Raw genomic sequence first — 13,393 nt, 5'->3', positions numbered from 1 at the left:
AATGACATGCGAAAAGATCTTCTCTCAGATGGGCTGACCATGCCAAGCCAAGGTGATAACAACCGGAAGCGTCCGTCGATCTACGAGGTCGCGGAGCGCAGTGGCGTCTCGATCTCCACGGTCTCACGAGTCATCAACAACAACGGCAGAATTTCTGGTGCAACCCGCAAACGTGTCAAAGAAGCAATAAAAGAGGTAGGATACATCACAAATACCGCTGCCAAAAGTCTCAGGATGTCAAAATCGAAAACGGTCGGTGTGATCGTTCCGGACATATCTGATGGCTGGCTCTCAGCTGTGGTCTCGGCTCTAGAGGGATTTTTGTTCGAAAAGGGCTATTCGACGTTTATATGCAATTCAGCTCGAGACGAGTCGAAAGAGGAGACGTATTTTTCGACTCTTGATGCGAAATATGTCGACGGGATCATCTGCGTTGCCGGACTTTCATCGTTTCCGATTGACGTGCTTACACGAGATGTCGCTCTAGTTTGCATTGATCGCAGGCCAGAAGGATTGAAAACCTACTACAGCGTGGAATCGGACCATTTCGAAGGTGGCTACCTTGCCGCCACAGAGTTAGCCGATGCAGGCTGCAGACATATTGCTTTCATCTCTCGTTCCCGAAAACTATCCACCAACCTCCTGAGATATGAGGGGTTTCGACAGGCTCTTCTTGAGCGAGATATGAACTGCGACAATCTTCTCGTTGAAATCGATGACAGGATGCCGAGTGCCGAAGCATCGCAAGCCGGCATGGGCAAGCTGCTGGATTCCGGGTGCCAAGTGGATGGCGTCTTTGCGACGAATGATTGGCGCGCCCTGGGAGCAATCTCCGCCCTCGTTGATCGAGGACTCAGGGTGCCCCAAGATGTGCGAGTCGTCGGATTCGACGACTCTGCCATCGCTTCTGCCATGCGTCCGTCTTTGACGAGCATCAGACAAGATATCGAGGGCATCGCACGCGAGGCGACCGATTTGCTCATCGCTTTGATGGAGCGCGCCATTCTTTCTGGATCTGGCAAGCGAATCGTTCTTCCCGTGAAACTTATTCGACGCGAATCATCCATGTCCGTGACTTCCGCCCCCCGCGCAAACGATATTTGATTTACGCGAAGCAGTCGCGATGCGGACTGCCGACGCTGTCATTGAAGCAGCCCACTTGGTCACGAAAACCATTACCCTTTACGATTTGACTCGCGAATCTTCATAAGAGCCTCGATTTCACATGCCGGAAGATCGCACATCGATTCCGGGAACAGCATTTTGCGGGTGAAGTATGTCTGGAGCAGCATCTCGACAGACATGATTTTCGAGTACGCTTCAAGAGGCGTCTCCCCCACTGCAAGCACACCATGCTGGGCCAGAAACACGACATCAAATTCCGCGATATAATTCGGCAACTCATCAATGATGTCCGGAGATCCAGGCGTCCCATACCCAAGACACGGCACGCGACCGAACAGAATTTGAAACTCAGGAGACGCCATATCCACATAATCCTGACCCGCCTGCGCAAACGCTGTACAGTGCGGGGCATGACAATGAACAACTGCATGTATGTCGTTGCGAAGTGTATAGCACTTCGTATGCATCGGAGTCTCCGAAGTAGGCTTGAGCTCCCCTTCCAACTGTTCTCCATTCATGTCAACGCAAATGATCTTTCCTTCTGTCAGCAGCTCCTTGCTCTGCATCGTGGGAGTCTCATATACTTTTCCCTTCTTTCGAACGGAAATGTTTCCCTCGTAGGTACCGACCAAACCTTTTCGATTCATCATCTTCGCGACTTCGACGATCTGACGCTTTATCTCATAATCCGGTACTTCATCGTATCCAATCATTTTCTCTCCCTTGAAATGATTTCATTTTCAAGAACTTATTCGATGTCATTCGATCTCATCCGTGCAGTCAAGCCGATGCAACCTCTACGGACCCATGCAGCTGCTCATTGATCTTCTTGTTGCGATGCTTGAAAACACGACAGAATAGGAAAAACAAACCTATAAACATAACAAGGACCAACCCCGCTATGATATTGCCAGAGAATCCGTTCGCAGCCGCCCATCTGAAAACCGGCGCTTCCATAGTCGCATATGCTATCGTCGCGCTATCTCCGATGCCTGCGAGAGCTGAGGGTGAGAACTGTCGGGCGAGCTGTGTCGCATAGGGAGCAAACGACGTCGAGACCATAAGGTAGATCGGTGTTGCAACAACTCCCATGATGAGCATCTTTACCAGATTTCCGCCAGCGAGGAACAAGACGCTTACGCCAACACTCAAGTTGAGAATTGACGCAAAGGGCAATACCGTGTTGCCAACTGGAACAAGTGCGATAGCCCATACGAGTTCGAACGGTATGAGCAGCACTGTGGTGACCCACAACTCGTTCGAGCCCGCCGTGATCGGCCAATCCAAACCTATGTAGAGATCTCGACCCCGGAATCGCTTTCTCATAAACTCACCGACATATTCCGATATCGGCGACAGAGCCTGCGAGAACAACTTTGAAACCATCGGGAAAAGTTGCATTGCGGTCGCTGCCTGCACAGCAAGCGTGAGCGCCTTTTGCAGATCAGCATATGCTACGATGCCGAGCACGAACCCGATGATCAAACCCATGACGGCGTTTTCCCCAAAGATGCCGATCTTGCTGCGCAGCCATTTGGCATCAAGCGAGCTGTTCTCAAGCGCAGGTATTTTCTCAAGCAGCAGCTCGATGGGAAGCAGCACGATCGCTGTAAATGTCATGCAATGAGGAACAGTCACATTTGGAATACCGGTGATCTTTTCGACTGTGGGAGCCCACATGTCCCCAAGCTTCAGCTCGATCACAACTTGGATGGCGGCCGCAGCGAAACCAACCCCAATTGATGCACCATCAGTAAATCCGGCACCCTTCGCAAGGTAATACGTCAGCACCGCCGTGAACAGTTTTGTCCAAGTGTTCCAAAGATCAACATTAAGCGTGTTGGTAAGCTTTGCCGAAAGCATGATGATGTTAATGCCAATCATCAGTGGGAAACACAGGACGCCAAGCGGCCATGCCCATGCGATAGCCGACATCGCCGGCCAACCAACATCAACTGTATTGAGTACCACGCCGGTTTTCTCTGCAAGTCCTTGTGCTGCCGGTGTCACGGCTGTTGTCATAAAATTGATCAGCACGTTCATACCCGTGAACGCAACACCGAGCGTCAGAGCCGCGATAAATGCATCACTTGGTTTCATGCGGACGAGCAATCCTACCGCCAGCATTATCAGGGGAACAAACACTGCGGCCCCGAAGGCCAAGATATAGTTCACGAAGTTTAAAAGAACATCCATCGATCAACCTCTCTTTACACGCGCGGCCAAGATTTGATCGCGCTGGCTTGTCAGGTCTCGGTCGAACTCCAACGGTGATGAGCTATTCTATTCGCGATCTCGCTTGACGTTTTCGCATCTTGTCTCGACGTGCGATGAATACCGCCCTGCAGGCCTGAATAGTTGTGAATCTCAATCCTTCTTGAGGAAGTCCAAGTTTTGCTCGACGATCCTGAAGACGGCGTTCGTAATCGGAAAACAATTGCCCTTGACCGTGTCGGTTGATGATGAGCGCGAGCCCAAGAGCAAGTAGTGAGGTCACCATGTTGCCGGACATCAAGGAGACGATGAGAGCTAACGCGTCAAGCCCGATAAGGCAAAGCCAGATGCATTTCGGTACTCCCACATCAATGGAATGCAAAGGAGCGGATGGCTTCTCCGGTTGCACGGCCGCTACCCCCGTAACGCATCGATGAGGTTTTGAAGCTCCGTGTCCTGCCCGACACCTGTCAGAAATGAGACACCGTTTATGACCGGGATTCCCCAGTCCGTATCATCTTTGACAATGGACACATATGCGCTCGCCCCACCGATATGGTGCTTGAGTGACTTGATATCGACAGCTTCGACTTCGGCGTCCACGTCTTTCTCTTTGAGCAGGCGAGCAATCTTGCTCGCAACCGCCTGAGATGTCGCAACTCCTGACCCGCAGGCTACGATGACTCTACCTCTCATACTGATCTCTCCTTTCATGAAAGCGCTTTGCGCGCTCTGGTTCGACCGACCGAGACCGAATACCATGCTTCGCTTTGCCAGACAAGGTTCATTTCATGAGAACTTTTCAGTGAGCGCATGCAAAAGAGCCTGCGGGGTGGTCTGACGCATGATCCTAATTACCAGTTGCTCATCCATAAACGTGCTCATGAGCGTCTGAAGGACTTGAACCTGTCCTCCATCACGACGCACACCAAGATTGATTACGATCCGCGCCGGAACAGGATCGCCTATCATTGCCATCGGTTGGAATATAATCGGATTTCTGGGTATCACCACCGCTATATACGGTTCCACAATGAATTCCGGATCCGTATGCGGAATGGCGCACCCTGTCGTTACGGTCATAAGACCCGTGGGATAAGATCGTTCCCGGGCACATATGCTCGACAACCACCCTCGTGTGACAAATCCCCTCTCCAGCAAGATTTCCCCGAGCTGAGTGAAAAGATCCTCAGGATTCACCGCTTGAAAGTCGAAAAAAACAAGATCAGGCTTGAAGAGACCTTTATCCGATCCCATGTTTCACCGCCTTGATTACGTGTTGCCATGAATAGAACAACGGATTTCCGAATGAGCGATGCACTGCTTCTTGCACGCAGATGACTATAGACAATTTCGAGCATTTTTGTGCAAACGTTTGCTCAAAGGTTAATATAATCCGGTAAACGGTAGCAAGATATTAGATTATGCTTAGTTTAATTTTCCGAATTTGACAAGTATTACCAGGAGTATTATTTCAGTGTTAGAAAGCTTATTGAGATTATCCATTGAGCAAACGTTTTTATTTCAGATTCGAGAAATCGACTTGAAAGATCCTCGTTCGGACTATAGGAGGAAAGCAGCATGAAAAAGTTGATGAATGATGCAGATGATTTTGAGCGCGAGACATGTGAGGGGGTAATCGCCGCGTATGCAGACTGCTTGGACACTCTCAGGGACAACGAACGAGTCATCATGAGCAGGTATCCCCAACAACCCGGAAAAGTCGGTATCGTCACCGGAGGAGGATCCGGGCATCTTCCGATATTCATGGGATATGTCGGCCAAGGAATGCTGGACGCATGCGCTGTCGGCAATATTTTCGCAAGTCCTTCTGCACGCACCATGGCAGATGCGATAGCGATGTCTGATCACGGATCAGGTGTCTTGTGCCTTTATGGCAACTATGGTGGAGATAAGCTGAACTTTGCTCTAGCTCGAGATATCGTCGCCTTGGACGGCATTGACACAAAGGAGCTCCTTGTCCACGACGACGTGGCTTCGGCACCAACCAACTTGGCGGGTCAACGACGAGGCGTGGCAGGGATGGTATATGCATTTAAAATCGCCGGTGCTGCTTCAGCTCGAGGTGATAACTTAAAAAAAGTCGCAGAGATCACCCAGCATGCGATCGATGCCACGCGTTCAATGGGATGCGCTTTGTCGGCATGCATCGTCCCTCGAGCAGGAAAACCAGGTTTTTCCATTGGGGACGATGAGATTGAAATAGGAATGGGAATCCATGGAGAGCGCGGCATTGAGGTCCGCAAAATGATGACGGCAAACGAGCTTGCAGAAGCCCTCTTTTCGAATATCGAAGGTGAGCTTGCGCTTTCCTCTGGAGACGAGTGTTCGGTTATGGTGAATGGCCTAGGCTCCACGCCGCTTGAAGAGCAGTTCATTGTGTATCGCAGGATATCCCAACTCATTGAATCCAAGGGAGCAAAAATCGTCCTTCCCCACGTAGGTGAATACGGCACGTCTCTGGAGATGGCCGGACTATCTCTAACGATTATCAAGCTCGACAGCGAACTAAAAGAACTCCTGCTCGCCCCTGCGCGAACCCCTTTTTACTCAAATCTCAATCGTATAGGCGTCAAGGGTTTTGCTGCTGATTCGTGGACTTCAATGAATGATGTTAAACCGGAAAGACACCATTCTGATATCGATAGTTCTGAGGAACGAGCAGCCCGCAGCACTCTTATCTCAAATGGAAGTATAGATGCAAGGGTCATAAAGCAGCGCTTTCAAGCTATTTCGAAAGCGATAGATGTAGAAAGCGAATACCTCACCGAACTTGATCGGCAAAATGGCGACGGGGATCTCGGCATCTCAATGAAAGCGGGTTTCAAAGCGATCTGCGGCAAGCTGGATTCCGAGAATGAAATGGATCTCGGAAGGCTTTTCTCCCTCGCATCTCTGACACTCAATGAAACGGCCCCATCGAGCTTGGGGACCATTCTCTCAATAGGATTGATGGGAATGGCAAAACTCATGCTGGGGAGAAGCAGTGTATCCATGAGCGAGCTGAGTTCTGCACTGCAAGAGGGTCTTGAAACGATAATGAGAAGAACGGGGACCAAGCCCGGAGAGAAAACCATCATTGACGCTCTCAGACCTGCAATCGAAACGCTTCAAGAAACACTTAGCCTGGATGAAGCGGCACGTGCAGCGGCAAATGGCTCCGAAGCAACCAAGCAGATGCTCGCGAAACATGGTCGGGCTGCATATTACGGAGCGAAAAGTCTAGGGGTACTTGACGGCGGATCTGCAGTTGGCCGCATCATCTTTGAATCCATTCGGTGAGACATCAAACGTAGCGCTGGCTGCGCATGTTGCGAACTCCACCTTGGATGTGAGATACATCTTGATCCAACCCCGAAGTCTTAATTGACGTAAGCTCCGCGCGCGGGCACCTTAACAGGTAGCGACAACAGCTAGAAGATGATAGGCTTCAGACTGTAAAGCGTGTATCGCGAAGACAGCGATTCCTGTCTATGGCCCCCCCCCGCGCGTATTCGCCTGTCGTTTTTATCTCATTGTGATTACGGTGCCTTGGAACGCCAGCGATCGACAGGCGGTCAATAATCTTCTGCGAGCGAAGTGCCAAGCGCCCCAGGTATGTCGTCTCCTGATCAATACTGCCTCATCGAACCAGTTAAAGAGGCAGTTGGGGGGATCCAGCAGAACGCAATAAATCTATTGACCTGCTGTGCCAGATGTTTATCTGGTTTAGGCATATACTCTATGTGATAAAGATTTTGTCACAATTGAATCGGAAAGGGGATTGCCACCTATGAAATTCGATCTCGAAAGGTTTCAAGACGCACTGCTCGGAGCATCCGCTTGGGTACAGCGCAACACGATCTTGCAAGCGATCAAGAACTCCTTCGTCCGAATCATCCCGTTTTCAGTCGTCGGCTCGTTCTCGAATCTGATAAAGATGCAGCTGGATGCGCTGATCAAGGCGAATGGCACAGACTGGGGCTGGGTGGGTTCCCTCAGCAACATGTTCGGATACATCGGCACCGCCACGCTGGGCATCGTCGGCGTCATCGTCGTGATCTCAAGTGCCTACGCCTATGCTGTCGAGATACAGCGCCGCGAGGAGAACAAGGGGCTGAACCTCATCATCGCGACGCTTCTGGCCCTCTCCGCCTATTTCGTGATGGTTCCGAACAACGTCAACTTCTCCGAGCCCCAGGCGAAGATCATCGAGGGCTTCGCGACCAGCTTCTTCAGTTACGAGGGTATGTTCACCGGTCTGATCGTCGGTATGCTGGCGGTTGCGATGTTCGCGAGATTCAGCCGCTCCAAGTTCACGATCAAGATGCCGGAGAGCGTGCCCCAGAATGTCTTTGACTCGTTCTACGCTCTGATCCCCATGGCCAAGGTGCTGATCATCTTCGCACTCGTTCGCCTCGGTATCCAAGCGATGGGCTTCACGAGCCTGATCGCGCTGATCTCCACCGTCATCATCAAACCCATGCTCGTCGTCGGCACCGGCCTTCCAGCCATCATCGTCGTCATCCTGCTCGAGCAGATCCTGTGGTTTCTCGGGCTGCATGGGTTCAACATCGTCTGGGGCGTTGTCTCTGCTTTCTGGTCTCCCCTGTTCTTGCAGGTCGTCGCCCAGTATGCCCAGACGCAGAGCTTTGATGGCATCCCCATCGCACCCAATACCATGACAAACGTCTACGCCATGATCGGCGGCTCCGGTGCCACATTCGGGCTGATCGTCGCAATGCTGATCTTCACCAAAAAGGGCGAACAGGAGCGTGAGGTAGCCAAACTCGCACTCGTTCCGGGCTGCTTCGGCATCAACGAGCCGGTCATCTTCGGGCTTCCCATCGTGCTCAACCCGATCATGCTGATCCCTTGGATCGTCGTTCCCCTGTTCAACGCTATCGTCGCCTATGTCGTGACTTCCATCGGATGGGTCGTGCCGCTGGTCGTCGCGAACTCTGGAAACGAACCGATATTCCTCAGCACGTGGATCCTCGGTGCCTTCCACTCAAGCCCGGTCGTGCTGACGCTGGTCCTCGTCATCATCGACGTCTTCCTCTATGCGCCGTTTGTTATCATCAACCAGAAGAACGAGAGGCGCATCGCTGCAGAGCAAGCGCAGCAGATCAGCGAGGCATGAACCGTCCGCCGAAACCGAAACGGAGCCGAGAGCACCCGATGAGAAGAGTACACGTCATACCGCACACCCACTGGGACTTCGAGTGGTACTTCACCCGGCAGCACGCGCGCGTGCAGCTCGCCTACCACATGGCCGAAGTGCTCGAGGCCCTGGAGACCAACAGGCTCGATTGCTATCTGCTCGATGGGCAGATGTCGATCCTCGATGACTATCTCAGTGACAATCCGAATAAGCGCGCGGCGATCATGCGCTTCGTGAGAGAGCGCCGGCTGTTCATCGGCCCGTGGTACACCCAGATAGACGAGATGGTGACCGGCGGCGAGGCGATCGTGCGCAATCTTCAGCTCGGCATCCGGATGGCAGACGAACTCGGTGGCGCTATGCGCATCGGATATCTGCCCGACTCGTTCGGACAGGGCCGCGACATGCCCAAGATCTATCGCGGATTCGACATCTCCGGCGCGGTCTTCTGGCGCGGCATGCCCATCGAGCGGAATGCTCGCTGCTTCCACTGGGAATCCGACGACGGCTCGAGCGTATGCGCCGTCGCTATCAAAGACGGCTACTACGCCGGCGCCGAGCTGATCGAGCGTGATGATTGCACCGATCTGCTGCATCGGCTGGACACCGACGAGGTTGACCACGATCTGGTGCTGCCGCTCGGGGGCGATCAGCGCTGTGTCGACCTCGACATAAGGGAGCGCATCGCCTGCGTGAACGCCTCCCAACACGAATTCGAGCTGGTGCAGAGCAGCTATCCGGCGTACTTCAGAGCCGTGGAGGCAATCCCGGGCCTGCCGACCTACACCGGTGAGTTCGTCGACGCCTCCTGCTCCAAGATCCATCGGGGAATCTATTCGTCCCGCGCTGATCTCAAACTCATCTACGACAGACTCGAGCACCTGATGATCGATGTGGTGGAGCCTATGATGGCGATCGCCGCGGATCACGGCATCGAACCGCAGCAGGGTCTGGTCGACAACATCTGGAAGGCGGTCGCACGCGGTCAGGCGCACGACTCCTCGGGCGGTTGCAACTCTGACGCAACGAACCGCGATATCGCCCATCGAGGCGAGGTCGCGATCGAGCTCGCGGAATCGCTGCGCGACTACCTGTTGCGCAAGCTCGCAAGCGGCGCGCCTTCGGGAATCGATCTGCTTTTCTGGAACCCGACCGCCGAGCGCGCAGACGACGTGAGACAGCTCGAGGTATCCACGAGAAATCCGACATTTCGCCTTGTCGACGAGGACGGCCAGCGCGTTCCCTTCGACATCCTCGCCCAGCGGCGCGTCGACCACGCGGTGCTCCGACGGGATCGGCACGCGATGATTCCCGATGTGATCTATCGCACCACCATCGCGCTCGGTCTAAAGATCGATCCCATGGACTGGACTGGGCTCAGCATACGCGAGGGCGACGAGCCCCGGGTGCCCCCAGAGACGGCCGCCTCGATAGAAAATAGCTGCTACCGACTGCGTTTCGAGCATGGGCATCTCTGGCTGAGCGACAAACGCAGCGGCCGGGAGCATCTCGACCCCATCGGCTTCAGCGATGGCGGCGACGAGGGAGACACCTATGACTTCTCCCCGGCCTTCGCGGACTGGCTGCTCGATCTGAGTTTGGCTGATGCGAACGCTACGGGCAGGCAGGGTGCCTATCAAAGCGAGTTGATTCTGAGCGGGACCTGGTGGCTCCCGGAGGACCTCGCCAAGCGAGCAGCTAAGACGGCCGACACCGCTGTGCCCTACACGCTGACGCTGACGCTGCGTGCGCAAGATCCCACCATCGGCTTCGATCTGCGCCTCGACAACACGGCGCGCGACCACCGACTCAGGCTCGTGCTCGCGACGCCGATCTCGGCGACCGAGTCCTTTGCCGACTCGCCGTTCGGGGTGGCCGCGCGCCCGGTCATAGACCCGCACCTGGATGTATGGCGAGATATCGGCTACTGCGAGGAGCCAACGGCGCTTCGCCCCATGATCCACTTCTGCAACACGCATGATGAATCCGCGAGCTGGTCGTTTCTCGCACTCGGCGAGAAAGAGTTCGAGCTGGTCGGAGATTCATTCGATCGGCTCGCCATCACGCTGCTTCGCGGAGTCGGCTATCTCGGCCGACCGGATACGCTGCGCCGGCCAGGTGACGCTTCGGGACTCCAGACCATGGCGGTCGAGACACCGGACAGCCAGCTCCCAGGCGCGCGTCGCATGAGAGGCGGCATCTGCATCGATCCGACCTTCGATGCAGCTGAGCTGCAGCGCAGGGTTCGTCGGCTCGCGATGGGCGGCCTTGGCTTCCAGAATCAGACCATCGACCGCTTCACCACGCCGCTGCAGTACTTCCCCATCAACGCGAACCCGACTCGCCTGATCCATCGAAGCCGGATGCGTCTCGAGGCTCCGAAACTGGTCGTCTCCAGTCTGCGCGGTACCAGATCGCGCGACGGATACGTGCTTCGCCTGTACAACCCGGCGGCGTCCACCTTGGTGAGTCCCGGATCCCTGAGCTTCTCGCGGCAGGCCAGCGTGCAGCTGATGAATCTGAACGGCGAGGTTCTGCAAGCGGTGGCCGCAGCTGTTGACGAGCTGGAACTCGAGGCGTTTGCGCCCGGGGAGATCAGGACGTACGGCATCTTCTTTCCGGTGGAGACCGGTCAGCGCGCGGCACTCGACGGGCGGGACGCGCGATGACGATCGATGTGAACGCTGCCGCCGGGGCCCTGCGCGCCTTCGCTGATCGGCACCCTCTGCCGACAGCTCAGACGCAGAGGATGTTTCGCGACCTGCTGCCCGATGCGCTCGAGAGAGCGGTAACGCTTCTCCCGGACGGAACCTGTTTCGTGGCAACCGGTGATCTGCCGGCGATGTGGCTGCGCGATGCGACCTTTCAGGTGCTTCCCTATGTGTATCTCGCCGATGAGATCCCCGCGCTGGCCGAACTCGCGCGTCGCGTGCTCCGTCGCGAGTTGCGCTTCGTGCGGCTCGACCCCTACGCCAACGCCTTCAATGAAACCCCCAGCGGGGCCCATTGGAGCGACGATGAGACCGATGTCGAGGTCAACCCGCAGGTGTGGGAGCGCAAGTTCGAGATAGACACGCTCTGCGCCCCCCTGCTGCTCGCGCTGCGCCTGATCGATCGCACCGGCGACACCTCGATCCTGGATGATGAGTTCTGGGCGACCTTCGATGTGATTCTCTCCACATTCGAGACCGAGCAGCGCCATGACAGCTCGCCGTACTTCTTTCGTCGCGCGGGGTGCGCGGAGAACGATACTCTGCCCTGCGACGGACGAGGAACCCCGGTCGAGCGCACCGGCATGATCTGGAACGGCTTTCGACCCAGCGATAACCGCTGCGAGCTCGGCTACCACGTGCCGGCGAACATGTTCGCGTCCAGCGTGCTCGGAGCGCTCCTGCCGCTGATCGGCGAGAGCAACCATGAGCTTGCGAGGCGCGCCTCGACGATGATCGCGGAGATCGAGCATGGGATCGAGGCGCATGCGGTTCTTTCGCTCCCCAACGGGCGTATCGGCTTCGCCTACGAGGTCGACGGGCTTGGTGGTGCCCGATTCATGGACGATGCCAACACTCCGAGCTTGCTCTCGCTGCCGTATCTCGGAGCGATCGACGCCGAATCTTCGCTCTGGCAGGCGACGAAGTCGTTTGTCCTGAGCGCTGAGAACCCCTATTTCTACCGCGGACGAGCGCTTTCCGGCATCGGCAGCGAGCACACACCGAAGCGCTACGTCTGGCCGATCGCCCTCGCTATGGAAGGGCTGGTCTCACGGGATCCGAGTGTCAAAGCGGATCGTCTGGAGCGAATCTGTGCGACGAGCGCGCAGACGGGCCAATGCCACGAGGGCGTGCACGCCGATGATCCGACCCGCTTCACGCGGACATGGTTCTCTTGGGCGAACATGACATACTGCCAGCTCGCCCTCGACTATCTGGACTACGGAAAAAGAGGGCGCATATGAGTCTCGCCGTCATCGATATCGGCGGCACCTCCGTCAAGTTCGCGCTCTATCGGCATGAGGGCGATGCGACCGGACTCTGCTGTCGAGCCGCCGTCCCGACTCCTTCGGATCTGAGCGCCTTCTACGCTGTTGTCGAGGACGCCGTCGCGCAGATGCGACGGATCGCCGACATCGAGGGTGTTGCGATCAGCAGCCCCGGTGCCGTCGACCAAGATGAGGGCCGCATCGGAGGAGCCAGCGCCGTCCCCTACATACACGGCTTTCAGATCGTTGAGGAGCTGGAGCGGCGCTTGGCGGCTCCGGTCGCGATCGAGAACGACGCGAACTGCGCCGCGCTCGCAGAATCGCTGTCGGGAGCCGCACGCGACGTCAAAGATGCGGTATTTCTCATACTGGGCACCGGCGTGGGCGGCGCCGTCGTGATCGACGGAAAGGTCCACCGTGGCCGACACCTGCTCGCTGGTGAGTTCGGTTTCATCCTGCAGGCCAGCGGACGCACCGTGAGCGACGCCGGCACCATCGTCAACGCGGCGAAGCGCTTCAACGCCGCCCGGGGCACCGTCTGCTCCGGAAAGGAGCTGTTCGAGCTCGCGCATTCCGGGGTCGCCGGGATCGAATGCGAGCAGGCGCGCGCGGAGGTGGATGCGATGTGCCATGTTCTCGCGACGACCATCTTCAATTTGCAGTACAGCATCGACCCGGACTGCTTCGTGATCGGCGGGGGCATCTCGCAGAACCCCGCACTTCTGCCAGACCTCGAGCGGGCACTCGATGATGTGATGGCGCGTGTGGCTATCGCTCGGGTGCGACCGGACATTCGGATCGCGAAGCACCAGGCTGAAGCCAACCTGCTGGGAGCAGTGTTCAATTTCGAACAGCAGATGAGACGAGGGAGGAAGCCATGATGACATCTTGAGCCCTCAGACGTTGGCAGA

At 55.9% G+C, this 13,393-nt stretch carries 10 protein-coding genes; 6 read left to right on the top strand and 4 right to left on the bottom strand.

Features of this window, described 5'->3' with window-relative positions:
- The first annotated feature begins 6 nt into the window (after nt 1-6).
- Nucleotides 7-1,104 carry a LacI family DNA-binding transcriptional regulator gene (locus CORGL_RS02740; protein ID WP_083809973.1) on the top strand — a complete coding sequence of 366 codons (1,098 nt, stop codon included), beginning with the start codon at nt 7-9 and terminating at the stop codon, nt 1,102-1,104.
- Nucleotides 1,105-1,175: 71 nt separating this feature from the next.
- Here CORGL_RS02740 and CORGL_RS02735 read toward each other — a convergent pair whose 3' ends face one another.
- The 4 genes from CORGL_RS02735 to CORGL_RS02720 form a co-directional block, all read right to left on the bottom strand.
- A complete protein-coding gene (locus tag CORGL_RS02735) occupies nt 1,176-1,838 on the bottom strand; it encodes a class II aldolase/adducin family protein (RefSeq protein ID WP_013708394.1) in 663 nt (220 codons plus the stop codon).
- A gap of 67 nt (nt 1,839-1,905) precedes the next feature.
- Nucleotides 1,906-3,321 (bottom strand): PTS galactitol transporter subunit IIC, encoded by a 1,416-nt coding sequence (locus tag CORGL_RS02730; RefSeq protein WP_013708393.1) that lies wholly within the window; start codon nt 3,319-3,321, stop codon nt 1,906-1,908.
- A gap of 432 nt (nt 3,322-3,753) precedes the next feature.
- Nucleotides 3,754-4,035 carry a PTS sugar transporter subunit IIB gene (locus CORGL_RS02725; protein ID WP_013708392.1) on the bottom strand — a complete coding sequence of 94 codons (282 nt, stop codon included), beginning with the start codon at nt 4,033-4,035 and terminating at the stop codon, nt 3,754-3,756.
- Nucleotides 4,036-4,128: 93 nt separating this feature from the next.
- A complete protein-coding gene (locus CORGL_RS02720) occupies nt 4,129-4,596 on the bottom strand; it encodes a PTS sugar transporter subunit IIA (protein WP_013708391.1) in 468 nt (155 codons plus the stop codon).
- Between the two features lie 324 nt (nt 4,597-4,920).
- Between CORGL_RS02720 and CORGL_RS09595 the strand changes: the two genes are divergently transcribed.
- From CORGL_RS09595 to CORGL_RS02695, 5 genes are all read left to right on the top strand, one after another.
- Nucleotides 4,921-6,642, top strand: coding sequence for a dihydroxyacetone kinase family protein (locus CORGL_RS09595; RefSeq protein WP_013708390.1), 1,722 nt, complete (start codon nt 4,921-4,923; stop codon nt 6,640-6,642).
- A 490-nt stretch (nt 6,643-7,132) separates the two neighbouring features.
- Nucleotides 7,133-8,482, top strand: coding sequence for a PTS sugar transporter subunit IIC (locus tag CORGL_RS02710; RefSeq protein WP_013708389.1), 1,350 nt, complete (start codon nt 7,133-7,135; stop codon nt 8,480-8,482).
- 38 nt (nt 8,483-8,520) lie between these two features.
- The gene (locus CORGL_RS02705; protein ID WP_013708388.1) at nt 8,521-11,172 is read left to right on the top strand and encodes a glycoside hydrolase family 38 N-terminal domain-containing protein; all 2,652 of its coding nucleotides are present in this window, start codon (nt 8,521-8,523) and stop codon (nt 11,170-11,172) included.
- Nucleotides 11,169-12,458, top strand: coding sequence for a glycoside hydrolase family 125 protein (locus CORGL_RS02700; protein WP_013708387.1), 1,290 nt, complete (start codon nt 11,169-11,171; stop codon nt 12,456-12,458). Before CORGL_RS02705 ends, CORGL_RS02700 begins: the two co-directional genes overlap by 4 nt.
- Nucleotides 12,455-13,363 (top strand): ROK family protein, encoded by a 909-nt coding sequence (locus tag CORGL_RS02695; protein WP_013708386.1) that lies wholly within the window; start codon nt 12,455-12,457, stop codon nt 13,361-13,363. The genes CORGL_RS02700 and CORGL_RS02695 overlap by 4 nt, the downstream gene beginning before the upstream one ends.
- Nucleotides 13,364-13,393 lie beyond the last annotated feature (30 nt).

Source organism: Coriobacterium glomerans PW2, assembly GCF_000195315.1.
Classification (GTDB): domain Bacteria; phylum Actinomycetota; class Coriobacteriia; order Coriobacteriales; family Coriobacteriaceae; genus Coriobacterium; species Coriobacterium glomerans.
The sequence above is the reverse complement of the archived record's forward strand: the minus strand, read 5'-3'. Positions and strand labels throughout refer to the sequence as shown.

Excerpts from the sequence above, each read along its gene's own strand:
- CORGL_RS02740 (WP_083809973.1), top strand. The coding sequence starts at position 7 with ATGCGAAAAGATCTTCTCTCAGATGGGCTGACCATGCCAAGCCAAGGT.
- CORGL_RS02735 (WP_013708394.1), bottom strand. The coding sequence starts at position 1,838 with ATGATTGGATACGATGAAGTACCGGATTATGAGATAAAGCGTCAGATC.
- CORGL_RS02730 (WP_013708393.1), bottom strand. The coding sequence starts at position 3,321 with ATGGATGTTCTTTTAAACTTCGTGAACTATATCTTGGCCTTCGGGGCC.
- CORGL_RS02725 (WP_013708392.1), bottom strand. The coding sequence starts at position 4,035 with ATGAGAGGTAGAGTCATCGTAGCCTGCGGGTCAGGAGTTGCGACATCT.
- CORGL_RS02720 (WP_013708391.1), bottom strand. The coding sequence starts at position 4,596 with ATGGGATCGGATAAAGGTCTCTTCAAGCCTGATCTTGTTTTTTTCGAC.
- CORGL_RS09595 (WP_013708390.1), top strand. The coding sequence starts at position 4,921 with ATGAAAAAGTTGATGAATGATGCAGATGATTTTGAGCGCGAGACATGT.
- CORGL_RS02710 (WP_013708389.1), top strand. The coding sequence starts at position 7,133 with ATGAAATTCGATCTCGAAAGGTTTCAAGACGCACTGCTCGGAGCATCC.
- CORGL_RS02705 (WP_013708388.1), top strand. The coding sequence starts at position 8,521 with ATGAGAAGAGTACACGTCATACCGCACACCCACTGGGACTTCGAGTGG.
- CORGL_RS02700 (WP_013708387.1), top strand. The coding sequence starts at position 11,169 with ATGACGATCGATGTGAACGCTGCCGCCGGGGCCCTGCGCGCCTTCGCT.
- CORGL_RS02695 (WP_013708386.1), top strand. The coding sequence starts at position 12,455 with ATGAGTCTCGCCGTCATCGATATCGGCGGCACCTCCGTCAAGTTCGCG.